This window comes from Candidatus Methylomirabilota bacterium, assembly GCA_035709005.1.
Taxonomy (GTDB): domain Bacteria; phylum Methylomirabilota; class Methylomirabilia; order Rokubacteriales; family CSP1-6; genus 40CM-4-69-5.
This window is the reverse complement of sequence record DASTFB010000011.1, coordinates 1-22756: the sequence shown is the minus strand read 5'-3', so window position 1 is coordinate 22756 and position 22756 is coordinate 1. Positions and strand designations below refer to the sequence as shown.

The window sequence follows — 22756 nt, the reverse complement described above, 5'->3', positions numbered from 1 at the left end:
CGACTGACCAAGCATTTAAGCGACTGTAGCATGGACGATGTGCCAAAGTGACAGTATTCCTGAAGGGGACGCTGGCGTGCGGCCCTTGCGCCGCGGATGCCGGTATGTTAGCGTGAGCGTTGACTTTTTATTGAGGAGCCACGGATGACCGATTCTACGACCGTCCACCTCACGGAGCAGAACTTCGACGAGACCCTGGCGGCGGCGTCTGGCCTGCTCATGGTGGACTTCTGGGCGGAGTGGTGCGGCCCGTGTCGCGCGATCGCGCCCGTGCTGGAAGAGCTCGCGCGTGATTCGCGAGGGCGAATCACGCTGGCGAAGGTGAATGTCGACGAGAACCCGGGGCTCGCAGCCCGGTACGGTATTCGGTCGATCCCTACGATCCTGCTCGTCAAGGATAGCAAGGTCGTGGATCAGGTGATCGGCGCCGTGCCGAAGGCCCAGCTGCAGAAGAAGCTGGACGCGCAGGCCTGAGCCTCGAGGCACTCCAGGTATTAGTACCGGCGGCATAGTCGTCCCGTCGCTCTATCCAGCCCGTGACGAGTTCCGGGCGCTCGCGGGTCGGGGCAACCTCGTGCCCGTCTTCGCGGAGCTGCCGGCGGACCTCGACACCCCGCTGTCCGCCTACCTGAGGCTCCGGCCCGGCCCCTACTCGTTCCTGCTCGAGTCGGTAGAAGGCGGGGAGAAGTGGGCGCGCTATTCGTTTCTGGGGACGGATCCCCTCATGATCCTGACCGCCAAGAACGGGCGGATCACCCTGCGCCGGGCCGGGTCGCGAGCCGTGGAGAGGCTGCCGGACGGCAACCCCCTGGACACACTGCGCCGCCTCCTCGGAGGTTTTCAGCCGGTGACGGTGCCGGGATTGCCGCGCTTTCAGGGCGGCGCTGTCGGTTACCTGGCCTACGACATGGTCCGCCACATGGAGAGACTGCCCGCCGCCGCCCACGACGATCTCGGCCTGCCCGACACGGTCTTCATGTTCACCGACACGCTGTTGGTGTTCGACAACCTTCGCCACCGGCTGCTGGTCATCGCCAACGCCCACGTCGAGCAGCGCGACGACGCGTCGATCGATCAGGCCTACGACCGGGCCGCCGTGCGGATCGGGATGACGCTCGCGAAGCTGGGTCGGCCGGCGCGGCCGCCCGCCCCGCTCAACCTGGCGCCGGCCGGCCCCCTGGTGGCCCTGGGTGAGGAGGGCTTCACCTCCACGATGGACGAGGACGGTTTCACCGACGCCGTCCGGAAGGCCAAGGAGTACATCGCGGCCGGCGACGCGTACCAGATCGTCCTGTCGCGGCGACTGGACTGCCCGCTGCCGGCGGACCCCTTCACGATCTATCGCGCGCTGAGGACCATCAACCCGTCGCCGTATCTGTTCTATCTCCGGCTCGGCAACGCGACGGTCGTCGGATCTTCGCCCGAGGTCCTGGTGCGTCTCGAGGGCGACCGCGTCGAGGTGCGTCCGATCGCGGGCACCAGCCCCCGGGGGGCCACGGACACCCAGGATCGCTCGATCGCCGAGAGCCTGCTGGCCGACCCCAAGGAGCGCGCCGAGCACGTCATGCTCGTCGACCTGGGCCGCAATGACGTGGGGCGGGTGTCCGTGCTGGGCTCGGTGAAGGTGACGGAGTTCATGGCCATCGAGCGCTACTCCCACGTCATGCACCTGGTCAGCCACGTAGTCGGCCAGCTCCGCCCGGGCGCCGACGCGCTCGATGTCCTGCAGGCCTGCTTTCCCGCCGGCACGCTGACCGGCGCCCCCAAGATCCGGGCCATGGAGATCATCGCCGGGCTGGAGCCGGCCGGGCGTGGCCCGTACGGCGGCGCGGTGGGCTATATCTCCTATTCGGGCAACCTCGATTCCTGCATCACGATTCGGACGATCGTGTGTCACGGCAACCGCGCTTCGGTCCAGGTCGGGGCGGGCATCGTCGCCGATTCGGATCCCAAGACCGAGTGGCTGGAGACGTGCTCGAAGGCCCGGGGGCTCGTGCTCGCGCTGCGCATGGCCGCCCCTACGCGCTCATGATCCTCGTCATCGACAACTACGACTCGTTCACCTGGAATCTGGTCCAGTATCTCGGCGAGCTCGGAGCCACCCTCAAGGTCATCCGCAACGACGAGCAGGACGTCGATGCCATCGCGGCGCTGCAGCCGGACGGCATCGTGATCTCTCCGGGGCCAGGCACCCCCGACCAGGCCGGGGTGTCGATCGAGGTAGTCCGCCGACTCGGAGCCACGACGCCTGTGCTGGGCGTCTGCCTGGGACACCAGGCGATCGGCCGGGCGTTCGGGGCGACCGTCGCCCGGGCCCACCGCTTGATGCACGGCAAGACATCGGCGATCCACCATGGCGGGCAGGGCGTCTTTCAGGGGCTGCCGTCCCCCTTCGAGGCCACCCGGTACCATTCGCTCGCCATCATCAGGGACACCGTGCCGCCTGACCTGGAGATCACGGCCTGGACGGATGACGGCGAGATCATGGGAGTACGGCACCGGCACCACCCGATCGAAGGCGTCCAGTTCCATCCAGAGTCGATCCTCACGACGGAGGGCAAGCGGCTGCTTGGGAACTTTCTCGGGCAGCGATGAGGCGGCAGGCCTCCAGGTCGGGCCCCCGCCGCGCCCGAGCGGCGCCGCGGGACGGCCGTCTCACCGAGGGTGCCCTGATCCGGGCCGTGCGCCGTCTGGCCGGCCGGGGCGATGGCGTCGAGACGGGCATCGGGGACGATTGTGCAGTGCTCGTCCCGACCCCGGGCGCACGGCTCGTCGCCACCACGGACCTCTTGATCGAGGACGTCCACTTCCGGCGGCGCTACACGGAACCCGCCGATATCGGCTGGAAGTCGCTGGCGGTGAACCTCTCGGATATCGCGGCGATGGGCGCCCACTCCCGCTGGGTCCTCGTCGCGCTGGCCTGTCCTGCGCAGACGGCGATGGAGGAGGTCGAGGCCTTCTATACGGGGGCTCTGGCGCTCGGAGCGGAGCACGGGGTGGCCATCGTGGGCGGGGACACCTCGGCCTCCCCGGCGGGCTGGTTCGTCACCGTGACCGTTCTCGGTGAGGCGGCCCAGGCCCCGAGGCTCCGCGGCGGAGCCCGACCGGGCGATGTGGTGGCGGTGACCGGCCCGCTGGGGCGAGCCGCGGCCGGCCTGGCCGTGCTCGAGCGGGCCAAGGCGCCGGCTGGTGTCCCTGCCGACGTGCTGGCCCGACTGACGGCCGCGCACCTCCGACCCCGGCCTCGCGTAGGGGAAGGCCGGTGGCTGGGCAGCGCCGCCGGCGTGACGGCCATGATCGACCTCTCGGACGGCCTGGCCACGGATCTCGGCCACATCGTGGAGGAGAGCGGGGTGGGGGCCCGAGTGGAGATTGACCGCCTGCCCATCGACAGCGACACACGGACCGTGGCCAGGGCCCTCGGCGCCGACCCGGTCGCCTGGGCTACCGGCGGCGGCGAGGACTACGAGCTCCTCCTCACCTGCACGGCCGACGCGCTCCCCCGGCTGGCCGAAGGGCTGCAGGCCGCCTCGGGCACGCAATTGACCCCCATCGGAGAGATCGTGGCCGGCGAGCGGGTCGCCTTCGTCGATACCCGGGGACGCGCGCGGCCGGCCGCGGGCGGATTCGAGCACTTCGTGACGGGGCGTCGCCGTGGGTGACGGCATCGTACTCAAGCTCCTGCTCCTGGCTCTGCTGATCGCCGGCTCGGGGCTTCTCACCGGCGCCGAGGCGGCGTACTTTTCGCTCGGTCGGGCCCGGCTTCGCCGGCTGGCTGCGTCGGAGACACACGACGTCAGCCGGGCGCCCCTCATCGACCGCCCCCACGACTTGCTGGTCACCCTGCTGGTCGGGATCACCGTGATCAACATCGGGGCCGCGGCTCTCGCCGCGACGCTCGCCGAGGCCGCGTTCGGCCCGGGCTGGGGGCTCGTCGCCGAAATCCTGGCCATGGTGCTCCTCCTCACCACGTTCGGTGAGGTCCTGCCCATGACGATCGCCGTCAAGTATCCCGAGCGCTTTCTCGCCTTCGCCGGTCGGCCGGTGGCCTGGCTGGAGCGGGTCCTGATACCGGTTCGGGTGGGACTGGCCGGGTTGAGCACCCTCACCCTGCGCCTCATCGGCCGGGACCGGGAGGCCGGACCCGAGATCAACGAAGACGAGCTGCGCACGCTCGTCGACGTCGGCGCCAGCGAAGGCGTGGTCGAGCGGGGCGAGCGGGAGATGATCCACAAGGTCTTCGAGCTCGAAGACACGCTGGTGCGCTCGATCATGGTGCCCCGGACCGACATGTTCTGCCTGGACGTCGAGACACCGGTGGACGAGATCCTCCCGGCGCTGCGGGAGAATCTCCATTCTCGGGTGCCAGTATTCGAGGGCTCCATCGACGTCGTGGTGGGCATCCTCTACACGAAGGATTTGCTGCCCGACGCCGAGGGCCTTCCCGCCGACTTCGACCTTCGGGGCCACCTCCACCCTCCGTATTTCGTGCCGGAAACCAAGCGGGCCGACGCGCTGCTCCAGGAGCTGCAGGCCAAGAAGATCCACCTGGCCATCGTGGTGGACGAGTACGGGGGGACCGCCGGGCTCGTCGCGCTGGAAGATCTGCTGGAAGAGCTGGTCGGCGAGATCGCCGACGAGTTCGATGAGCCCGAGCGGCTGATCCAGCGACTGGACGCCACCACCTATCGGGTGTCCGGAAAGCTGCCGATCGAGGAGCTGAACGCCGTGACCGGGTTGGCGATCTCCAACCAGGCGTATGACACCGTCGGCGGCTGGGTGCTCGATCTGTTCGGACGGGTCCCCCGCAAGGCCGAGCGTCTGCAGACCGCCGAGCTCACCCTCACCGTCGAGAAGGTCGAGCGTACCCGGGTCGTGGAGGTGCTGCTGACGCTGGGCAGTCCGCACGAAGGCGAGGCCGCAGCATGAGCCTGCTCTGGATCCCGGTGATCTGTTTGATCGCCACCATCTTCTTCTCGGCGGCGGAGATGGCCTTCATCGCCGCCAACCGCGTGCGGCTGCGCCATCTGGCCGAGGAGGGCCACGCCGGCGCCGCCGCGTACCTGGAGGCGTTCCGGAACCCGGCCCGGACGCTGGCTACCGCCATGATGGGTGTCACCATCGCCCATGTGGTGGCGGCTTCGGCGGCGACGTTTGCGTTGTTGCCGCAGCTGGGCAGCCTGGCGCCCCTCGTCGTCACCGCGGTGCTGACGCCCATCATGCTGGTGTTCGGCGAGGTCATTCCCAAAGCCGTCGCCCGGGAATGGGCGACACCGCTGGTGCTCAAGCTGTATCGGCTTCTCAGCTGGTCCTCGGTGCTGCTCGCTCCTTTCGTGGTGTTCGCCCACACCATCGTCGGCTGGCTCCTTCGCCTCATGGGAGCCGGCCGGCCGGACACGCGACACTTCGTGTCGCGCGAGGAGCTCAAAGCGCTGCTGAGTATGGAGCCGGGCGAGGCCGACGTCACCACGCAAGAGGCCGCGATGATCGACAAGATCTTCGACCTCGGCGACACGACCGTCCGGGAGATCATGGTGCCGCTGGTCGAGGTCGTGATGCTTCCCGTCACCGCGACGCCGCGCGACGCCGTCGCGGTGATCCAGCAGCGCGGTTTTTCCCGTGTACCGGTGTACAGCCAGCGGGAGACGAACATCGTCGGGGTGGTGGCGGCCATGGACCTCTTGCGGCGGGGCGCCTCGGCCAAGACGCTGGACGAGCTGATACGCCAGCCGTACTATGTGCCGGAAACCAAGCGGATCGACGACCTGCTCCGGGAAATGCAGCGAGGCCGGGTGCACATGGCTATCGTGGTCGACGAGTACGGAGGCAGTACTGGCATCGTCACCCTCGAAGACATCCTCGAGGAGATCGTCGGCGAGATCCAGGACGAGCACGACCGCCCGGCGGCGCCCATCGAGCGGCTCCCCGACGGCAGCTACTGGGTGGCGGCCCGGATCAACATCGACGAGTTGAACGAAGCGCTGGACTGGGAAGTCCCGAAAAAGGACTGCGAGACCGTGGCCGGACTGGTCCTGGCCACCCTGGGCCGAATCCCCCGGCGGGGCGAGCAGATCCAGGTTGCCGGTTACGCCATCACCATCCTCGAGGCGGACACGCGCCGGGTCACCGCGGTCAAGATCGCCTTCACGGGCCCACCGCCGACCGCACCCGGCTAGACGGGCGTCCGTCCCAACGTCAAGGAGGCGAGTTCATGGCTGGCAAGATGGTGGAGTTTCCGTCGAACGGCACCATGACGTCTGGGTATCTGGCCACCCCCGCGGCCGGTAAAGGTCCGGGCGTTCTCGTCCTGCAGGAATGGTGGGGGCTGGTCGGCCACATCAAGAGCGTGTGCGACCGGTTCGCCGGCGAGGGTTTCACCGCCCTGGCGCCCGACCTCTACCACGGCAAGACGGCGTCCGAGCCCGACGAGGCCGGCAAGCTGTTCATGGCGCTCAACATCGGGCAGGCCGAGAAGGATCTGCGCGCTGCCACCACGACCCTGCTCCAGCATTCGTCGACCAGGACCGTCGGGGTCGTGGGCTTCTGCATGGGCGGGCAGCTCGCCCTGTTCGCGGCCACCCTGAACCCGGCCGTCGGGGCCTGCGTCGATTTCTACGGCATCCATCCCAATGTCAAGCCGGATTACTCGAAGCTGTCCGGACCGGTGCTCGGCCTGTTCGCCGAGACCGATCAGTTCGTGACGCCGCAGGCGGCCAGAGACGTCGACGCGGCGATCAAGAAGGCCGGCAAGCAATCGGAAATCCACATCTATCCGAACGTAGGCCACGCATTCTTCAACGACGAGCGACCCGATGCCTACAACAAGGCGGCGGCGGAGGACGCCTGGCGACGCACGCTGGCGTTCTTTCGCCGGCACGTGAAGTGAGCTAGGACGAGGCGGCGGCCTTTTCCTTCTTCTTCCCTCGACGGCCCGCCTGGGCCCGCCCCCGGGCGGGTTTCGCTTTCCGGTCAGCCTTGTCCTTGTCTTTGTCGGCGCCGGTGTCCGCCCGATCGACCAGCTCCAGGAATACCAGCGGCGCCGCGTCACCCCGACGGACGCCGTTCTTGATGATTCGCGTGTAGCCGCCGTGACGGTCGGAGAAGCGAGCGGCGATCGTATCGAAGAGCCGGGCGACCACCTGGGCGTCGGGAACCATGGCCAGCGCCTGGCGTCGGGCGTGCAGGCTCTCCTGCTTGGCCAGGGTGACGATGCGGTCGGCCAGAGGCCGGACCGCCTTGGCTTTGGTTTCGGTCGTGGTGATCCGTTCGTGACGGAACAAGGCGACCAGGAGGTTGCGCACCATAGCCAAGCGGTGCGCCGACTCCCGGCCGAGCCGGTATCGGTGGGCGCGATGTCTCATCGAACCAGGCCTCCCCGCCCCAGCGCGCCCAGGATCCCCGGATCGATGCGCATCCCCAGCGACAACCCCAGCCCGGCCAGTGCGCTCTTGATCTCGTCGATCGATTTCTCTCCGAGGTTCTTGACCTGCTCGAGGTCGGTCTCGGTCTTCTGGGCGAGGTCGGCCACCAGGTGGATCTCCGCGTTCTTCAGCGCGTTCACCGCCCGCGCCGGGAGCGGGAGCTCCTCGAGGGTCTTGGACAACGCCTCCCGCAGATACTCCTCGCCGGAGCCGCCCTCCGCTTCCGTTTCCTCTTCACCGGTACGGACGGTCAAGGGGCTGAAGTGGCCACGGAGGAAGCTCGCCGCCCGCTCCAGCGCATCGTCCGGACTGACCGCACCATTCGTCCAGATCTCCAGCGCGAGTTTCTCGTAGTCGGTGATCTTTCCCAACCGGGACATCTCGACGCTGTAGGAGACCCGGGTGATGGGCGAGTAGGCCGCGTCCAGGATCAAAGCTCCGGGCGGCGGCGGCGACGTCTTCCGATCGGCCGCCTCGTAACCGCGGCCCACGCCGATGCCGATCTCCAGGCTCAGCCGGGCTCCGCCCTCCAGCGTGAACAGATGGACCTCGGGATTCACGACTTCGAGGTCGGTTTCCGGAACGTCGGCGCCGGTGACGGTCTTGGGGCCGGTGAACTCCAGGCTGAGCACCTGCGGCTCGCCGGCGGGAACCTGGATCGCCAGCTTCTTGAAGTTCATGAGCACATCGGCGGTGCCTTCCACGACTCCGGGAATCTTGGCCTCGGGGCCCTTCACTCCCTCGATCTTGATCCAGGTGACGGCCGCCCCGGGGACGATGGCGAGTAGCGTCCGGCGCAGCGCGTTGCCCACCGTGAGGGCATACCCCTTCTCGAAGGGCTCGGACACCAGCCGGCCGTACCGCTCGCTCAAGATCTCCCAGTCGACCTTTCGCGGCTTCTGAAACGGAATGCGTGGCATGACGGCTCCTGCTACTTGCTGTAGAGCTCGACGATGAGCTGTTCGGACACGGGAATCTGGACATCCTCGCGCAGGGGCAGGCTGCGGACGACCCCGCGCCGCGCCTCGGGCTGGAGCTCCAGCCACTGGGGAACCTGGCCGCGCCCCGCGTTGACGTTGTCGTCGACACGGGGAGCGTGCTTGGAGCTCGGTCGCAGCTGGACGGTGTCCCCGACCTTGGTCAGATACGAAGGGATCGACACCTTGCGTCCGTTCACCTGGAAATGCCCGTGGGCCACCATCTGGCGGGACTCCCGGCGGGACGCCGCGAAGCCCAGGCGGTAGACGACATTGTCCAGCCGCAGCTCCAGCAGCTTGAGGAGATTCTCGCCGGTGGCGCCCTTCTGACGCTCGGCCGACTCGAAGTAGCGCCGGAACTGCTGCTCCAGCACCCCGTAGATCCGCTTGGCCTTCTGCTTCTCCCGGAGCTGGACCCCGAACGCAGTGAGCTTGCCGCGGTTCAGTCCGTGCTGGCCCGGGGGATAATTGCGGCGCTCGATGGCGCACTTATCGGTGAAGCAACGGGCGCCCTTGAGGAAGAGCTTGATCCCCTCCCGCCGGCACAGACGACACTTGGCATCGCGATAGCGGGCCATCGTTTACACTCGCCGCCGCTTCGGCGGCCGGCAGCCGTCGTGCGGGATCGGGGTCACGTCACGGATCGAGCTGATCTCCAGGCCGACCGCCTGCAGCGATCGGATGGCGGCCTCCCGTCCGGCGCCCGGGCCCTTCACGCAGACCTCGACCTGTTTCAGCCCGTACTCCATGGCCTTGCGGGCCGCCTGCTCGGCTGCCGTCTGGGCCGCGAAGGGCGTGGACTTCCGGGAACCCTTGAACCCGGCGCTGCCCGCGCTCGACCAGGCAACCACGTTGCCGGCCTTGTCGGTCAAGGTCACGATCGTGTTGTTGAAGGTCGCCTGGATGTGCGCCACGCCCGTGCGCACTTCCCGCCGCTCGCGCCGCTTGCCGCCCTTTTTCCGTGGCGCCGGTTTCGCCTGCTGGTCGGCCATCGGTTACGCTCCCGCCTTTCGGGCTGCCGACGGAGCCGGGGCGGCCGCCGTCGGCTTCTTCTTCACCATGACGCCCTTGCGCGGACCCTTCCGGGTGCGCGCATTGGTGTGGGTCCGCTGGCCCCGCACGGGCAAGCCCCGGCGGTGACGGATACCGCGGTAGCAGCCGATATCCATCAGCCGCTTGACGTTCATGGCGATCTCGCGTCGGAGGTCACCCTCCACCTTCAGCTCTTGCTCGATGATCTCGCGGACGCGGGCGGTCTCTTCCTCGGTCCACGCCTTCACCCGCTTGTCGGGATCGACCCGCGCTTGCCGCAGCACCTTGAGCGACGTCGGGCGCCCCATGCCGTACAGGTACGTGAGGGCGATCTCCCCCCGCTTCTCCCGCGGCAGATCCACTCCCGCTACTCTGGCCATCTCTTCGTCTCCCTTTCGAGCGCCGGTTCCGCCGGCGCGCTCTCTTCCTGGGGGAGGCCTCGGAGGGGGCCGTCGCGCCCCACGGGCGCGCCCGTATGTCGCCCCCTCCGAATGATCTATCCCTGCCGCTGTTTGTGTCGGGGGTTCTTGCAAATGATGCGCGTGACCCCCTTCCGCCGGACGATCTTACAGTGCTCACAGCGCGTCTTCACCGAAGGCCTCACCTTCATCTCGCCTCTCTTGCTCGCCTACTTGAACCGATACGTGATGCGGCCGCGGGTGAGGTCGTAGGGCGACAACTCGACCTTCACCCGGTCACCCGGCAGGATGCGGATGAAGTTCATCCGCATCTTGCCGCTGACGTGGGCCAAGACCCGGTGACCGTTGTCCAGCTCCACCCGAAACATCGCGTTCGGCAGCGGCTCCACCACGGTGCCTTCCACCTCGATGGCGTCTTCTTTGGCCATCTCAACCCTGCCCGTTGGCGGCGCGCCTGGTCAGCACCGAGGGCCCCTCGTCGGTGATGGCCACGGTGTGCTCGAAATGCGCGGCCAGGCTGCCGTCCGTGGTGACGGCGGTCCAGCCGTCGTCGAGGATCCTGACGTCCCCACCGCCCATCGTGACCATCGGCTCGATGGCCAGCACCATGCCCGGCTTGAGCTGCGGCCCCCGGCCGGGCTCGCCGAAGTTCGGAACCTGCGGTTCCTCGTGCAAGGCCCGCCCGATCCCATGACCGACGAACGCGCGCACGACAGCGAAGCCGTGCGCCTCGACGTGCTGCTGCACGGCGTGCGAGACGTCGGACAGCCGGCGGCCGGGACGGCATTGCTCGACGGCCAGGTCGAGACTCCGCCGGGTCACCTCGAGCAGCCGCTCCACCGCTAAAGGAATCTCGCCGATGGCCATGGTGAAGGCGCAGTCGGCGTAGTACCCGTCGACGATGCAGCCCAGATCCAGGCCGACGATGTCCCCCTCCTTCAGGTGGCGATGGGCCGAGGGGATGCCGTGAACGACCTCCTCGTTGATCGAAACGCAGACCGAAGCGGGAAACCCGCGATAGCCCTTGAAGGCCGTCCGGGCGCTCCGGCGCGTGATGAATGCCTCGACGTGCTCGTCGATCTCCAACGTCGACATTCCGGCCTTGACCGTGCTCCGCAGGTGCTCCATCAGGTCGGCCAGGATGTGGCCTCCCTGACGCATGATCTCGATCTCCCGCGCCGACTTGAGCACGATCACGGCCGACCCGTCTCCGCCGCCCGGCGCGCCCTGTCGCGAATCGCCTCGATGGGGCCCTCGCCGGCCACCCGGACGAGCAGTCCGCGAGCCTGATAGTAGTCCAGCAGCGGCGCCGTCTGCTCGGCGTAGACCTGGAGGCGGGTCCGAACGGTCGCCTCCCGGTCGTCCTCCCGCTGCGTCAGTGCGCTTCCGCACCGGTCGCACACACCCTCACGGCGGGCTGGTGCGGCCACGACGTGATAGGTGGCCTGGCAGGTTGGACAGGAGCGCCGCCCGGTGAGTCGGCGCAGCAACTCCGCCTCCGACACCTCGAAGAAGACGACCCGCTCGAGCTTCTGCCCCAACTCCTCCAGGAGCCGGTCCAGGGCTTCGGCCTGGGGAATGGTCCTGGGGAAACCGTCGAGGACGAAGCCGCGCTCGGCGTCCGGGCGGGCCAGCCGGTCGGCGATGAGGCCGATGATGACGTCGTCGGGCACCAGAGCCCCGCGATCCATGTAGCCGCGAGCCTGACGACCCAGGGGCGTCCCGGCCGTCACCGCGTCGCGGAGCATATCCCCCGTGGCGATCTGCGGCACCCCCCAGGCGCGCGCCAGCTCCCGCGCCTGTGTCCCTTTGCCGGCGCCCGGCGGACCGAGGAAGACCACGCGCACCTAGGTTCTCCCGAACACGCCCGAGCGCGAGCGAGAGCGCTTGAGGAAGCCCTCGTAGTTACGCATCAGCAGGTGGGATTCCATCTGGCGCACGGTGTCCAGGGCCACGCCGACGACGATGAGCAGGCTGGTCCCTCCGAAGTAGAAGGGGACGTTGAACCAGCGGATCATGAAGTCGGGCAGCACCGAGATGATGGCCAGGAACAAAGCCCCGGGCAGGGTGATGCGGGTCAGCACGTGGTCGATGTACTCGGCCGTCTTCTTGCCCGGCCGCACTCCGGGAATGAACCCGCCGTACTTCTTCATGTTGTCGGCGAGATCCACGGGGTTGAAGACGATGGCCGTGTAGAAGTAGGCGAAGAAGACGATGAGCGCCATGTATAGCACGGTGTAGGTGAAGCGCCCCGGGCTCATGGCGTCCGCGATCACCTGCATCCAGGGGTGTGGCATGAAATTCGTGATCGTGGCCGGAAACAGGATCAGGGACGAGGCAAAGATGACCGGGATCACCCCGGCCGTGTTGATCCGCAGCGGAATGTGCGTGGACTGCCCCCCGTACACCCGGCGGCCGACGACCCGACGGGCATACTGCACCGGGATCTTGCGTTGGCCCTCCTGCATCAGCACCACCGCGGCCGTCACCGCCAGCATGAGGGCGCAGAGGCCGAGGAAGACGAACAGCTTCATCTCCCCGGTGGTGATCAGGGAGTAGGAGGCGACGATGGCCGACGGCAGCCTCACCACGATGCCGGCGAAAATGATGAGGGAGATGCCGTTGCCGATCCCCTTCTCGGAGATCTGTTCGCCGATCCACATGATCAGGGCCGTGCCGGCGGTGAGGGTGAGGGCGGTCAGCAGGCGGAAGCCCCAGCCGGGATACGGCACGATCGGCGCGCCGGTCGGCGTGGGCATCCGTTCCAGGCCATAGGCGATGCCGAAGGCCTGGACCGCGCTGAGCACGATGGTGCCGTAGCGGGTGTACTGGGTGATCTTCTTGCGGCCGGCTTCCCCCTCCTTGGCCAACCGTTCCAGGGCGGGGATGACCACGGTCAGGAGCTGCAGGATGATCGAGGCCGAGATGTAGGGCATGATCCCGAGCGCGAAGATCGATAGCCGGCGCAGGTTACCGCCGGAGAAGAGATCGACCATGCCCAGCAGGCCTTGCTGCATCTGGTCGAAGAACTGGGCCAGCACATGGCCGTCGACACCCGGGGTCGGCACGTGGGCGCCCAGCCGGTAGGCGATGAGCAAGCCGGCCGTGATCAGGAGCCGACGCTTGAGCTCGGGGATCTTGAAGACGTTCTGAAAGCTCTGCAGGCCTTCGATCACGGAGTCCGCGCTCCCGGTGTGATGAGCTCCACCCGTCCCCCCTGTGCCTCGATCTTCGAACGCGCCGACGCGCTGACCGCGTGCACCCTGAGCGTCAGAGCGTGTGGCACGTCGCCCGAGCCCAGGACCTTGACGCGACTGCGGCGGCCCGCCTTGACGAGGCCGGCCTGGACCAGCCCGTCCGGATCGACGACGGCGCCGGCCGTGAATCCGCCGAGGGCCGTCAAGTTGACGACGGCGTACGTCTGCTTGCCGCCATAGGGAAGAAACCCACGCTTGGGCAGCCGCCGGTACAGCGGCATCTGCCCGCCCTCGAACCCGCCGGCCTTGCCACCCCCCGAACGCGCCTTCTGGCCCTTGTGCCCGCTGGTCGAAGTCTTGCCGTGGCCGGAGCCCGGGCCGCGCCCCACCCGCTTCGCCGGCCTCTTGGCGCCCGGGGCCGGACGAAGCTCGTCAAGCCTCATCGGTCACCTGCAGCACATGCGGCACTTTCGCGATCATACCCCGGATGTCGGGAGTATCCGGCTGGACCACCAGCTGGTTGATCCGGCGCAGGCCCAGCGCCCGGACCGTCGCCTCCTGCTTGGGCGACAGCCCGATGATGCTCCCGGTGAGCTTGATCCTAAGCTTCTTTTCCGCCACTTCCGGCCTCCTCCGCGGCGCCGGCGCCGTCGCCCCGTTTGCGAACGGCGTGCAGGTCCTGGATGCGCCTGAGCTGCCGCAGCGCGTCCATCGTCGCCTTGAGCACGTTGTGGGGGTTATTGGAGCCCAGGGTCTTCGTGAGAATGTCCTGCACCCCCACGGCTTCGAGGATCGGTCGCACCGCACCACCGGCGATGACGCCGGTTCCGGGCACGGCTGGCTTCAGGAAGACACGGCCGGCTCCGAAGTGGCCCGTGATCTCACACGGAATGGTCGCCTCCCGGAGGGGGACGAAGATGAGATCCTTCTTGGCGTGCTCCACCGCCTTGCGGATCGCTTCCGGCACCTCGTGGGCCTTGCCCAGGCCGACGCCCACGTGGCCCCGGCCATCGCCGACCACGACGAGCGCCGTGAAGGAGAACCGGCGGCCACCCTTGACGACCTTGGCCACCCGGTTGATGGACACCACCCGGTCCGCCAGCTCCAGCACACTCGCATCTATCCGCGGTTCCGCCACCAGATTCTCCTCGAAGCCCTCTCCGACTAGAAGACCAGCCCGCTGGCGCGGGCCGCCTCGGCCAGCGCCTTCACCCGTCCGTGGTACCGAGCGCCGCCCCGATCGAACACCACCCGCCCGATCCCCTGGGCCCGAGCCCGTTCGGCCAGCGCCTGGCCCACGGCCTTGGCGGCGGCCACATTGCCGCCGCTGGGATGCTGGGTCCGGAAGGTCTTGCTCCGGCTGTCCGCGGCCACCAGGGTACGGCCGGAGGCGTCGTCGATCAGCTGCGCGTAGATGTGGTTCAAGCTCCGGAACACCGCCAGGCGCGGCCGCACGGCGGTGCCGATGACCCGGCGGCGAAGCCGCGCATGCCGGAGATCGCGGGCGGCGCGACGATCCTTCGTGATCACTTCGCCCCCGCCTTCTTGCCGACCTTGCGCCGCACAACCTCACCGGCGTACCTGATCCCTTTACCCTTGTAGGGGTCCGGTTGACGAAGAGCGCGAAGCTTGGCGGCCGTCTGTCCTACCAGGGCCTTGTCAGGACCCCGTACCGTGATGAGCGTCTGCTTGTCGATCTCCGCGGTGATCGTCTCGGGGAGGGGAAAGACCACCGGGTGCGAGTACCCGAGGGCCAGCTGGATATTCCGGCCCTGGATTTGCGCCCGGTAGCCGATCCCGACGATCTCGAGCTTTTTCTCGAACCCCTGCTGAACGCCGGTCACCATGTTGGCCATGAGAGCCCGGGTGAGCCCGTGGAGCGCACGCGCCCGTCGGTCGTCGCCCTGACGAGTGATCACCATCCGACCATCGTCGATCGCCGCACGAAGCCCCGCGGGTACCGTCTGGGTGAGCTTGCCCCTGGGGCCCTCGGCGCGAACGACCTCGCCCTCGATCTGGACCTTCACGTCCTTGGGAATGGGAATCGGCTGCTTACCGATGCGTGACATAGCCAGCTCTCTACCACACGTAGGCAAGCACTTCGCCGCCCACCTTGTGAGTCCGCGCATCCCGGTCGGTCATGACGCCGCGCGACGTCGAGACGATGGTGACGCCCATGCCGGCCAGGATGGTCGGGATCCGATCGTGGCTGACGTACACCCGGCGTCCCGGGCTCGACACCCGGACCAGGCCCGAGATCATCTGCTCGTTGGCCGGCCCGTACTTGAGATAGACGCGCAACGTACCATGCTTGGTGTCGTCGAGCACCCGGTAGTTCTTGATGAACCCCTCCGTCTTGAGGAGCTCAGCGATCTTGACCTTCAATCGGGACGCGGGGATGTCGACCTTTTCGTGCTCGGCGCGGCTGGCGTTGCGGATCCGGGTGAGCAGGTCGGCGATGGGATCGCTCTTCATCGGCGCCTCACCAGCTGGCCTTGATCACACCCGGAATCTCGCCCTTCAGGGCCAGCTCCCGGAAACACAGACGGCACATCTGGAACTTTCGCAGATACCCGCGGGGGCGCCCGCACAGCCGGCACCGGCGGTAGGCGCGGGTTTGAAAACGCGGCGGCTGCTGGGCCTTCATGATGAGCGCGGTCTTGGCCATACTGCCCCTAGTCCCTGAACGGCATCCCGAGCTGGCCCAGGAGCGCCCGGGCCTCCTCGTCGGTTCGCGCCGTCGTCACGATGTTGATATCCATACCGCGGACCTTGTCGACCTTGTCGTAGACGATCTCCGGAAAAATGACCTGCTCGCGGAGCCCCAGGGCGTAGTTGCCCCGACCGTCGAACCCCTTGGGGGGGACGCCCTTGAAGTCGCGTACGCGCGGCAGCGCCACGTTGACGAGCCGGTCGAGGAACTCGTACATGCGGGCCCCCCGAAGCGTGACTTTGGCTCCGATCGGCACGCCGGCCCGCAGCTTGAAGTTGGCGATGGATTTCTTGGCCCGTGTCACCACCGGCTTCTGTCCGGTGATGGCCAGCAGATCCGTCGTGGCGAAATCCAGAGCCTTGGCGTTGTCCCGACCCTCGCCCACGCCCATGTTGATCACGATCTTCTCGAGCCGAGGCACCTCGAAGGGATTGGCGTAGCCGCGATCCTTCATCAGGGCGGGCACGACCGCCGTTCGAAACCGGTCGCGGAGCCGGGGCGGGACCTGCCCCGTGCCCCGGGGCCGGGTCTTGGCCACCGGCGCGGTCTCGCCCTTCTTGGGCTGCTGCGGCCGGGCCGGCCGGGCCGAGGCCTTCGGAGCGGGAGTCTTTTGGGCCGGAGCCTTCTCAGCCATCGCTACCCCTTGTCCATGGGCTCGCCGCATCGCTTGCAGACGCGCAGGCGTCGGCCGTCGGCGAGAACGGTGATACCCGACCGGGCTGGCTTGTCGCAACGGCTGCATACCGGCTGGACGTTCGAGAGCGCCAGCGGCCCCTCTCGCTCGATGATGCCCCCCTGGCGGAGCTTCTGGGTGGGCCGCTGGTGGCGCTTGATCATGTTCACCTTCTCCACCACCACCCGGCCCTTGTCACGCAGCACCCGCAGGACCTTGCCACGCTTGCCCCGCTCCTTACCTGCGATGACGGCGACCACGTCGCCCCGCCGCACGTGCACGCCCGGCATCAGATGACCTCCGGCGCCAGCGAGATGATCTTGGTGAACTGACGTTCCCGCAGCTCGCGGGCCACGGGCCCGAAGATGCGGGTGCCGACCGGGTTCTCATCGGGCTTGATGAGAACCACGGCGTTGCGGTCGAACCGGATGTAGGAACCGTCCTTGCGGCGCACCTCTTTCACCGTCCGTACCACCACCGCCCGGGCCACCTCCCCTTTTTTGACCGTGCCGTCGGGGGCCGCCTCCTTGACCGCGACGATAACGGTGTCGCCGATGGAGGCGTAGCGCTTATTGGCCCCACCCATCACCCGGATGCACTGCACCTTCTTGGCTCCGGAGTTGTCGGCGACCTCGAGCATCGAGCGCGGCTGGATCATTTATCGGAGCGCTTGCCCGGCTCGAGCCGCAGGTGGGCTGTTCGAGGTGCGCGCGGCTGGGTCCGCCACCTTCACGATCTGGCGGATGCGCCAGCGCTTCTCCTTGGACAAAGGCCGGGTTTCCTCGATCAGCACGCGGTCGCCCACCCGACTTTCGTTGCCCTCGTCGTGGACCTTGAGCCGCTTGGCCGTCCGCACGACCCGCTCGTAGCGAGGGTGACGGTGGACGCGCTCGATCCGCACGACGCGGGTCTTCTGCATCTTGTCGCTGATGACCAGGGCTTCCCGGGTCTTCCGCTCGCTCACGCCTTACCCTTTCTTGGCCGGCCGGCGTCGCCGGGCCGGCGTGGTGCCGTCGCGCGAGCGCCCGCGCTTGGCCGGCCTCGGGGCTGCCTGGGCACGGGCCGGCGCGAGCGCCGGCACCACCGCACCCGCCACGCCGCGCTCGTGGAGAATCGTCTGCGCCCGGGCCAGGTCCCGGCGCGCCTGCCCGACCCGGGCCGGGTTCTTGGCCATCCCCATGGACAGCTGAAAGCGCAGGTTGAAGACCTCCTCGCTGAGCTCCCGCGCACGCTGCCGGATCTCGTCGTCGCTCAGATCACGCCACTTGGCCGCTTTCATCGGTGCCTCAGAGAGCCCGGGTCCGCGTGACGAACTTCGTCGCGATACCCATCTTTTGGCCGGCCGTCCGGAACGCCTCGCGGGCGGCGTCCAGGCTGACGCCCTCCATCTCGTAGAGGATCCGCCCGGGTTTCACGACGGCCACCCAGTCCTCGGGATTGCCCTTGCCTTTGCCCATCCGGGTCTCGGCCGGTTTCTTGGTCACCGGCTTGTCCGGGAAGATCCGGATCCAGATCTTGCCGCCGCGCTTGAGGCTGCGGGTGAGGGCCACCCGGGCCGCCTCGATCTGCCGGTTGGTGATCCAACCCGGCTCGAGCGCCTTGAGCCCGTATTCGCCGAAGGCCAGGCTGGCGCCGCGCTGGGCCTTGCCCCTCATGCGGCCCCGTTGAGCCTTGCGGTACTTCACGCGCTTGGGCATCAGCATGGTCGCGGCCTCAGGCCTCGGTCGGCGGGGCCTTGGCGAGCACTTCGCCCTTGAAAACCCAGACCTTCACGCCGATGGTGCCGTACGTCGTATGGGCGGTGGCCAGGCCGTAGTCGATGTCGGCGCGGATGGTGTGCAAGGGCACCCGACCGTCCCGGTACCACTCTCGCCGGGCGATCTCGCTGCCCCCCAGCCGTCCCGCGCAGGCGATCCGGATGCCGTCGGCGCCCAGGCGCAGGGCCGAAGTGACCGCCTTCTTCATGGCCCGGCGGAAGGCCACCCGCTTCTGCAGCTGCAGGGCGACGTTCTCGGAAACGAGCTGGGCGTCCAGCTCGGGATGGATGACTTCCTCGATGTTGAGGTAGATCTCCTTGCCCGTCCGGGCCTGGAGCTCGTTCTTCAGCCGTTCCACCTCGGCGCCCTTGCGGCCGATGATGATGCCCGGCCGCGCGGTGGCGACCGTGATCCGAGCCCGGTTCCCCGAGCGCTCGATGTCGATCCGCGAAATACCGGCGTGATACAGCTGATCCTTGATGTGGCGCCGGATCTTCACGTCCTCGTGCAGGAGCTTGGCGTAGTCCTTGGTGGCGAACCACCGCGACGACCACGTGCGCGTCGAGCCTAGACGGAAGCCGACCGGGTGCGTCTTCTGACCCATCGTCCCTAGTCCTTCCCTTTCCCGGCGCGTCTGGCCGCCGGCCGGCGCTTGCCCGGTTGCGCCGCGCGCCGCGCCCTGGCCGCCGGCCGTCGGGCCCGGGGCTCCGCCGGCGCGGCTGCCGGGGGCGTCCCCGCGCCGGCCCCCGACGTGCGCGGGCGTTCCGGGCGCGCCGCGGGCGTGCTCACGCCGTCGGTGTCGTCGCTCACGCCGATCGTGAGATGGCTCGTCCGGTGCTTGATGTAGAAGGCCCGCCCCATCGCCCGCGGCTGCACGCGCTTCATCGAGGGCCCCTCGTCGGCGACGGCCGGGTGCACCCGCAGGGCGTCCAGGTTGCGGATCTGATGGTTGTGCTCGGCATTGGCCACGGCCGAGCGCAGCACCTTCTCGATCAGGCGGGCGGCCGCCCGCGGCGTGAACTGCAGCGTGGCCAGAGCCTCGCTCACCGGCCGATGGCGGATCTCGTCGAGGACCTGGCGCGCCTTCCGCGCGGAAACACGGACGAAGCGGGCCCGGGCGACGGTGATCACCCTAGGCCTTCCCCGTGGGCGTCGCCGCCGCCTTCTCGGCGGTGCCGTGGGCCTTGAACGTCCGCGTCAACGCGAACTCGCCCAGCCGGTGTCCAACCATGTTCTCGGTGACGTACACCGGAATGAACTTCTTGCCGTTGTGCACGGCCAGCGTGTGGCCGAGGAACTCCGGGGCGATCGTCGACCGGCGCGACCACGTCTTGAGGACCTTCTTCTGGCGGTTGCGGTTCAGCTCCTCGATGCGGCGCAGCAGCTTCTCGTCGATGTACGGACCCTTCTTCAGCGAGCGTCCCATGCCGGCTCCCTACCTCTTCCGCCGCGTCAGGATGTCGCGGTCCGAGGCTCTGGCCCCACGCCGGGTCTTGTAGCCCTTGGTCGGCTTGCCCCACGGCGTCATCGGATGATTCCCCTTGCCGCGGCCCTCGCCTCCACCCATCGGGTGATCGACCGGGTTCATGACGGTGCCGCGAACGGTCGGTCGGAAGCCGCGCCAGCGGGTGCGTCCGGCCTTGCCGACCGAGATGTTCTCGTGATCGAGGTTGCCTACCTGCCCTACGGTGGCCATGCAGTCGACGGCGACCATGCGCACTTCGCCCGACGGCATCTTGAGGGTCGCCCGGCCGGCCTCCTTGGCCAGCAACTGGGCCTGGGCGCCCGCGCTCCGGCAGAGCTGGCCCCCGCGCCCGGGCTGCAGCTCGACGTTGTGAACGAGCGTGCCGACGGGGATGTTCCGAAGCGGCAGCGCGTTGCCGGGCAGGATGTCAGCCTGCGGCCCGGACATCACCGTGTCGCCGACCTTCAGGCCCACCGCGGCCACGATGTAGCGCTTCTCGCCGTCGCGGTAGTGCAGCAACGCCAGCCGCGCCGACCGGTTCGGATCGTATTCGATGGCGGCGACCCGGGCCGGGATGCCGAGCTTCTCACGCCGGAAATCGACTTGGCGGAGCATGCGTTTGTGGCCTTGGCCGCGGTGACGCACGGTGATACGCCCGTAACTGTTCCGGCCGCTGGTCCGCCGCTTGGGCAGCAGCAGACCCTTCTCCGGCTCCTGCTTGGTGATCTCCTCGCGAGTCACGTAGGTGAGGTAGCGCCGGGCCGGCGAGGTCGGTTTCAGGGTGCGGATGCCCATGCCTCAGGCTCCCTCGACCAGGTCGATCTTGTGCCCGGGCGCCAGTTGCACCACGGCCTTCTTCCAGTCGGGGCGGTGGCCCTGGTGGCGCCCCATGCGCTTGAGCTTGCCCTCGTAGGAGGAGGTGCGGACGTCGGTTACCTTGACGTTGAAGATCGCCTCCACCGCGGTGCGGATCTCCACCTTGTTGGCGTCCGGACGCACCCGGAACGTCACCACGTTGTGCGCCTCTTTCTGCTGCATGCTCTTCTCGGTCATGATCGGACGCAGGATGATCTGGCGGGCATTCCGGCTCATGATTGCCTCGCCCCCGCGTGCTCCACCGCCGGCGCGCCGCCGCCCGCCCCCGACTCCGACTCCGACGAGAGCGCCCTCTCCAGGCTCAACAGCGCCGCCCGCTCGAACACCGCCCGCCGCGCCCGCAGGAGCTGGTAGACGGACACCTGCGCCGGCGTCTCGACCGTCAACCACGGAACATTGCGGGCCGCACGCGTCAGCGCCTCGCTGAGCGACTCCACGACCAGCAGGGTGGGCACGGCCGTCACCCCGACCTCGGCCAGCCGGCTCACCAACGCCTTGGTCTTGCCCCCGGTGACGTTCAGCGCGTCCACCACGCTCAACTCCCCGGCGGCGATCTTGGCGGCCACGGCGGCGCGCAGCGCCTGCCGTCGCATGGTGCGCGGCATCTGCTGCTCGTAGGTGCGTGGCGTGGGGCCGAAGGGCTTGCCGCCACCCTTCCACTGCGTCGCCCGGATGGAGCCCTGCCGGGCGCGACCAGTGCCCTTCTGCCGCCACGGCTTGCGGCCGCCGCCCGAGACCTCGCTCCGTCCCTTGGTGTCGTGGGTTCCGACACGACGGTCGTTGAGCTCGCGCGTCACCGCCTGGTGAAGCAGCGGCACCCGGATCTCGGCCCCGAAGACATCGGCCTTGAGCTCCAGTCGACCCACCACCTGCCCCTTGGCTCCCAGGACCTCCACGCTCGGCATCATCGACGCTCCGCCGCAGCGCGCTGCTGGGCCCGGGTCGTCTTGACGCTCTTGCGGATGAGCACCAGTCCGCCGTTGGCGCCGGGCACGGCCCCCTCAACCAGGACGAGCCCGTGATCGGCCATCACGCGGACCACCTTGATGTTCATCACCGTCCGGCGCTCGCCGCCCATGCGTCCCGGCAGCCGGTGGCCCGGCCACACCCGGGAAGGATCGGAGGAGGCCCCGATCGAGCCGGGAGCCCGATGGAACATCGAGCCGTGCGTGGCGTCGCCTCCGTACCAGCCGTGACGCTTCACGCCGCCCTGGAACCCCTTACCTTTGCTGACCCCGACCACGTCCACCAGCTCTCCGGGCTTGAACAGCTCGGCGGTGACCGTCTGGCCCACCTGGTAGCCCTGGAGCATCTCGCTCTTCTCGAGCCGGATCTCCCGGATCACCCGCATGGGCTCCACGCCGACCTTCTTGAACTGTCCGGCCACCGGCTTGGCCACCTTCTTCTTCGGCTCGAAGCCGAGCTGGATGGCGTCGTAGCCGTGGGTCTCCCGGGTCCGGATGCCGAGTACGGTGCACGGCCCAGCCTGGATGACCGTCACCGGCAGATGATTCCCGTCCTCCCCGAAGACCTGGGTCATCCCCACCTTTCGCCCGATCAAGCCTTCCTTCCTGGCCATCTCAGTGATCTCGCTCGCCTGAGCCGATCAAAAATGCCCAGATGCTAGGCGCCGACGAGCGTCGATCAAACCGGTCCAGATCCGAGGCGGCGAGGAGCGACGACTGAGGCGTACGCGCTGGTACGCCGCAGGGAGGAGCGACGAGCCAACGAAGGAGATGGGCCGGTTTCATCGCCGTCATTAGAGTTTGATCTCGACGTCGACGCCGGCGGGGAGATCGAGCTTCATGAGGGAGTCCACCGTCTGCGGCGTGGGGTCCACGATGTCGATCAACCGCTTGTGGGTGCGCATCTCGAACTGCTCGCGAGACGTCTTGTCGACGTGCGGCGAGCGCAGCACCGTCCAGCGGTTGATGATCGTGGGGAGCAGCACCGGCCCCGAGATGCGGGCCCCGGTCCGGCGGACGGTGTCCACGATCTCCTTCACCGAGCGATCCAGCAAGTGATGATCGTAGGCCTTCAGCCGGATGCGGATCTTCTGGTCAGCGGACAGCGTGGCCATGATGTTACTCGAGGACCTCGGTCACCACGCCGGCGCCCACCGTGCGGCCCCCCTCCCGGATCGCGAACCGCAACTCCTTCTCCATCGCCACCGGCGTGATCAGCTCGATCGACGTCGTGATGTTGTCCCCCGGCATCACCATCTCC

38 protein-coding genes and 1 pseudogene are annotated in these 22756 nt (G+C 68.2%); 7 read left to right on the top strand and 32 right to left on the bottom strand.

The annotated features are described in order from the left end of the window. Positions 1 to 144: 144 nt before the first annotated feature. From trxA to VFR64_02090, 7 genes are all read left to right on the top strand, one after another. Positions 145 to 474, top strand: a complete 330-nt coding sequence (gene trxA, locus VFR64_02120) for a thioredoxin (GenBank protein ID HET9488541.1) — start codon at positions 145 to 147, stop codon at positions 472 to 474. A 100-nt stretch (positions 475 to 574) separates the two neighbouring features. Next, entirely contained in the window at positions 575 to 2032 is a 1458-nt protein-coding gene (trpE, locus tag VFR64_02115; protein HET9488540.1) for an anthranilate synthase component I, read from the top strand. Continuing rightward, positions 2029 to 2595, top strand: coding sequence for an aminodeoxychorismate/anthranilate synthase component II (locus tag VFR64_02110; GenBank protein ID HET9488539.1), 567 nt, complete (start codon positions 2029 to 2031; stop codon positions 2593 to 2595). Before trpE ends, VFR64_02110 begins: the two co-directional genes overlap by 4 nt. Continuing rightward, complete coding sequence (gene thiL / locus VFR64_02105) at positions 2592 to 3662, top strand: thiamine-phosphate kinase (protein ID HET9488538.1); 1071 nt, start codon at positions 2592 to 2594, stop codon at positions 3660 to 3662. The genes VFR64_02110 and thiL overlap by 4 nt, the downstream gene beginning before the upstream one ends. After that, entirely contained in the window at positions 3655 to 4929 is a 1275-nt protein-coding gene (locus VFR64_02100; GenBank protein HET9488537.1) for a hemolysin family protein, read from the top strand. Before thiL ends, VFR64_02100 begins: the two co-directional genes overlap by 8 nt. Beyond that, the gene (locus VFR64_02095; GenBank protein HET9488536.1) at positions 4926 to 6176 is read left to right on the top strand and encodes a hemolysin family protein; all 1251 of its coding nucleotides are present in this window, start codon (positions 4926 to 4928) and stop codon (positions 6174 to 6176) included. The genes VFR64_02100 and VFR64_02095 overlap by 4 nt, the downstream gene beginning before the upstream one ends. Before the next feature lie 35 nt (positions 6177 to 6211). After that, the gene (locus tag VFR64_02090; protein HET9488535.1) at positions 6212 to 6886 is read left to right on the top strand and encodes a dienelactone hydrolase family protein; all 675 of its coding nucleotides are present in this window, start codon (positions 6212 to 6214) and stop codon (positions 6884 to 6886) included. A 1-nt stretch (position 6887) separates the two neighbouring features. Here the strand turns inward: VFR64_02090 and rplQ are convergent, their stop codons facing one another. The 32 genes and pseudogenes from rplQ to VFR64_01930 form a co-directional block, all read right to left on the bottom strand. Next, positions 6888 to 7361: a 50S ribosomal protein L17 gene (gene rplQ, locus VFR64_02085; GenBank protein ID HET9488534.1), complete on the bottom strand. Its 474-nt coding sequence runs from the start codon at positions 7359 to 7361 to the stop codon at positions 6888 to 6890. Further along, positions 7358 to 8341 carry a DNA-directed RNA polymerase subunit alpha gene (locus VFR64_02080; GenBank protein ID HET9488533.1) on the bottom strand — a complete coding sequence of 328 codons (984 nt, stop codon included), beginning with the start codon at positions 8339 to 8341 and terminating at the stop codon, positions 7358 to 7360. Before VFR64_02080 ends, rplQ begins: the two co-directional genes overlap by 4 nt. An 11-nt stretch (positions 8342 to 8352) precedes the next feature. After that, positions 8353 to 8976, bottom strand: a complete 624-nt coding sequence (rpsD, locus tag VFR64_02075; protein ID HET9488532.1) for a 30S ribosomal protein S4 — start codon at positions 8974 to 8976, stop codon at positions 8353 to 8355. Between the two features lie 3 nt (positions 8977 to 8979). Beyond that, positions 8980 to 9390: a 30S ribosomal protein S11 gene (gene rpsK, locus VFR64_02070; GenBank protein HET9488531.1), complete on the bottom strand. Its 411-nt coding sequence runs from the start codon at positions 9388 to 9390 to the stop codon at positions 8980 to 8982. Positions 9391 to 9393: 3 nt separating this feature from the next. Continuing rightward, on the bottom strand, positions 9394 to 9810 hold the full coding sequence (gene rpsM / locus VFR64_02065) for a 30S ribosomal protein S13 (protein ID HET9488530.1): 417 nt from the start codon (positions 9808 to 9810) through the stop codon (positions 9394 to 9396). A gap of 116 nt (positions 9811 to 9926) precedes the next feature. Further along, positions 9927 to 10040 (bottom strand): 50S ribosomal protein L36, encoded by a 114-nt coding sequence (gene rpmJ, locus VFR64_02060; GenBank protein ID HET9488529.1) that lies wholly within the window; start codon positions 10038 to 10040, stop codon positions 9927 to 9929. Between the two features lie 18 nt (positions 10041 to 10058). Continuing rightward, positions 10059 to 10277 carry a translation initiation factor IF-1 gene (gene infA, locus VFR64_02055; protein ID HET9488528.1) on the bottom strand — a complete coding sequence of 73 codons (219 nt, stop codon included), beginning with the start codon at positions 10275 to 10277 and terminating at the stop codon, positions 10059 to 10061. Between the two features lies 1 nt (position 10278). After that, positions 10279 to 11046: a type I methionyl aminopeptidase gene (gene map, locus VFR64_02050; GenBank protein ID HET9488527.1), complete on the bottom strand. Its 768-nt coding sequence runs from the start codon at positions 11044 to 11046 to the stop codon at positions 10279 to 10281. Further along, positions 11043 to 11696, bottom strand: a complete 654-nt coding sequence (locus tag VFR64_02045) for an adenylate kinase (GenBank protein ID HET9488526.1) — start codon at positions 11694 to 11696, stop codon at positions 11043 to 11045. The genes map and VFR64_02045 overlap by 4 nt, the downstream gene beginning before the upstream one ends. Continuing rightward, complete coding sequence (gene secY / locus VFR64_02040) at positions 11697 to 13022, bottom strand: preprotein translocase subunit SecY (protein HET9488525.1); 1326 nt, start codon at positions 13020 to 13022, stop codon at positions 11697 to 11699. It lies immediately after the preceding gene. Then, complete coding sequence (gene rplO, locus VFR64_02035) at positions 13022 to 13489, bottom strand: 50S ribosomal protein L15 (GenBank protein ID HET9488524.1); 468 nt, start codon at positions 13487 to 13489, stop codon at positions 13022 to 13024. Before rplO ends, secY begins: the two co-directional genes overlap by 1 nt. After that, positions 13479 to 13667: a 50S ribosomal protein L30 gene (gene rpmD, locus VFR64_02030; protein HET9488523.1), complete on the bottom strand. Its 189-nt coding sequence runs from the start codon at positions 13665 to 13667 to the stop codon at positions 13479 to 13481. The genes rplO and rpmD overlap by 11 nt, the downstream gene beginning before the upstream one ends. Then, positions 13648 to 14184, bottom strand: a complete 537-nt coding sequence (gene rpsE, locus VFR64_02025; GenBank protein ID HET9488522.1) for a 30S ribosomal protein S5 — start codon at positions 14182 to 14184, stop codon at positions 13648 to 13650. Before rpsE ends, rpmD begins: the two co-directional genes overlap by 20 nt. Positions 14185 to 14210: 26 nt before the next feature. Further along, entirely contained in the window at positions 14211 to 14573 is a 363-nt protein-coding gene (gene rplR / locus VFR64_02020; protein HET9488521.1) for a 50S ribosomal protein L18, read from the bottom strand. Further along, complete coding sequence (gene rplF / locus VFR64_02015) at positions 14573 to 15115, bottom strand: 50S ribosomal protein L6 (GenBank protein ID HET9488520.1); 543 nt, start codon at positions 15113 to 15115, stop codon at positions 14573 to 14575. The genes rplR and rplF overlap by 1 nt, the downstream gene beginning before the upstream one ends. Before the next feature lie 10 nt (positions 15116 to 15125). Further along, complete coding sequence (gene rpsH, locus VFR64_02010) at positions 15126 to 15521, bottom strand: 30S ribosomal protein S8 (GenBank protein HET9488519.1); 396 nt, start codon at positions 15519 to 15521, stop codon at positions 15126 to 15128. Positions 15522 to 15528: 7 nt separating this feature from the next. Further along, positions 15529 to 15714 (bottom strand): type Z 30S ribosomal protein S14, encoded by a 186-nt coding sequence (locus VFR64_02005; GenBank protein ID HET9488518.1) that lies wholly within the window; start codon positions 15712 to 15714, stop codon positions 15529 to 15531. 7 nt (positions 15715 to 15721) lie between these two features. Then, a complete protein-coding gene (gene rplE / locus VFR64_02000; GenBank protein HET9488517.1) occupies positions 15722 to 16393 on the bottom strand; it encodes a 50S ribosomal protein L5 in 672 nt (223 codons plus the stop codon). 2 nt (positions 16394 to 16395) lie between these two features. Next, positions 16396 to 16722 (bottom strand): 50S ribosomal protein L24, encoded by a 327-nt coding sequence (gene rplX / locus VFR64_01995; GenBank protein ID HET9488516.1) that lies wholly within the window; start codon positions 16720 to 16722, stop codon positions 16396 to 16398. Next, positions 16722 to 17090, bottom strand: coding sequence for a 50S ribosomal protein L14 (gene rplN, locus VFR64_01990; GenBank protein HET9488515.1), 369 nt, complete (start codon positions 17088 to 17090; stop codon positions 16722 to 16724). The genes rplX and rplN overlap by 1 nt, the downstream gene beginning before the upstream one ends. Continuing rightward, positions 17091 to 17396 carry a 30S ribosomal protein S17 gene (gene rpsQ, locus VFR64_01985; GenBank protein HET9488514.1) on the bottom strand — a complete coding sequence of 102 codons (306 nt, stop codon included), beginning with the start codon at positions 17394 to 17396 and terminating at the stop codon, positions 17091 to 17093. Between the two features lie 126 nt (positions 17397 to 17522). After that, positions 17523 to 17711 (bottom strand): annotated as a pseudogene (gene rpmC / locus VFR64_01980) (50S ribosomal protein L29). Positions 17712 to 17718: 7 nt separating this feature from the next. After that, a complete protein-coding gene (gene rplP, locus VFR64_01975; protein ID HET9488513.1) occupies positions 17719 to 18135 on the bottom strand; it encodes a 50S ribosomal protein L16 in 417 nt (138 codons plus the stop codon). A gap of 10 nt (positions 18136 to 18145) precedes the next feature. Continuing rightward, complete coding sequence (gene rpsC / locus VFR64_01970; protein HET9488512.1) at positions 18146 to 18793, bottom strand: 30S ribosomal protein S3; 648 nt, start codon at positions 18791 to 18793, stop codon at positions 18146 to 18148. Positions 18794 to 18798: 5 nt separating this feature from the next. Beyond that, positions 18799 to 19320 carry a 50S ribosomal protein L22 gene (gene rplV, locus VFR64_01965; protein ID HET9488511.1) on the bottom strand — a complete coding sequence of 174 codons (522 nt, stop codon included), beginning with the start codon at positions 19318 to 19320 and terminating at the stop codon, positions 18799 to 18801. Position 19321: 1 nt separating this feature from the next. Then, positions 19322 to 19615 carry a 30S ribosomal protein S19 gene (rpsS, locus tag VFR64_01960; protein HET9488510.1) on the bottom strand — a complete coding sequence of 98 codons (294 nt, stop codon included), beginning with the start codon at positions 19613 to 19615 and terminating at the stop codon, positions 19322 to 19324. A 9-nt stretch (positions 19616 to 19624) separates the two neighbouring features. Further along, the gene (gene rplB / locus VFR64_01955) at positions 19625 to 20449 is read right to left on the bottom strand and encodes a 50S ribosomal protein L2 (GenBank protein ID HET9488509.1); all 825 of its coding nucleotides are present in this window, start codon (positions 20447 to 20449) and stop codon (positions 19625 to 19627) included. 3 nt (positions 20450 to 20452) lie between these two features. Then, positions 20453 to 20746 (bottom strand): 50S ribosomal protein L23, encoded by a 294-nt coding sequence (gene rplW / locus VFR64_01950; GenBank protein ID HET9488508.1) that lies wholly within the window; start codon positions 20744 to 20746, stop codon positions 20453 to 20455. Continuing rightward, positions 20743 to 21435, bottom strand: a complete 693-nt coding sequence (rplD, locus tag VFR64_01945; protein ID HET9488507.1) for a 50S ribosomal protein L4 — start codon at positions 21433 to 21435, stop codon at positions 20743 to 20745. Before rplD ends, rplW begins: the two co-directional genes overlap by 4 nt. After that, complete coding sequence (rplC, locus tag VFR64_01940; protein HET9488506.1) at positions 21435 to 22109, bottom strand: 50S ribosomal protein L3; 675 nt, start codon at positions 22107 to 22109, stop codon at positions 21435 to 21437. The genes rplD and rplC overlap by 1 nt, the downstream gene beginning before the upstream one ends. A 180-nt stretch (positions 22110 to 22289) precedes the next feature. Further along, the gene (gene rpsJ, locus VFR64_01935; GenBank protein ID HET9488505.1) at positions 22290 to 22610 is read right to left on the bottom strand and encodes a 30S ribosomal protein S10; all 321 of its coding nucleotides are present in this window, start codon (positions 22608 to 22610) and stop codon (positions 22290 to 22292) included. Between the two features lie 4 nt (positions 22611 to 22614). Further along, positions 22615 to 22756: elongation factor Tu (locus VFR64_01930; GenBank protein HET9488504.1), on the bottom strand; the 142-nt coding region annotated here is incomplete at its 5' end.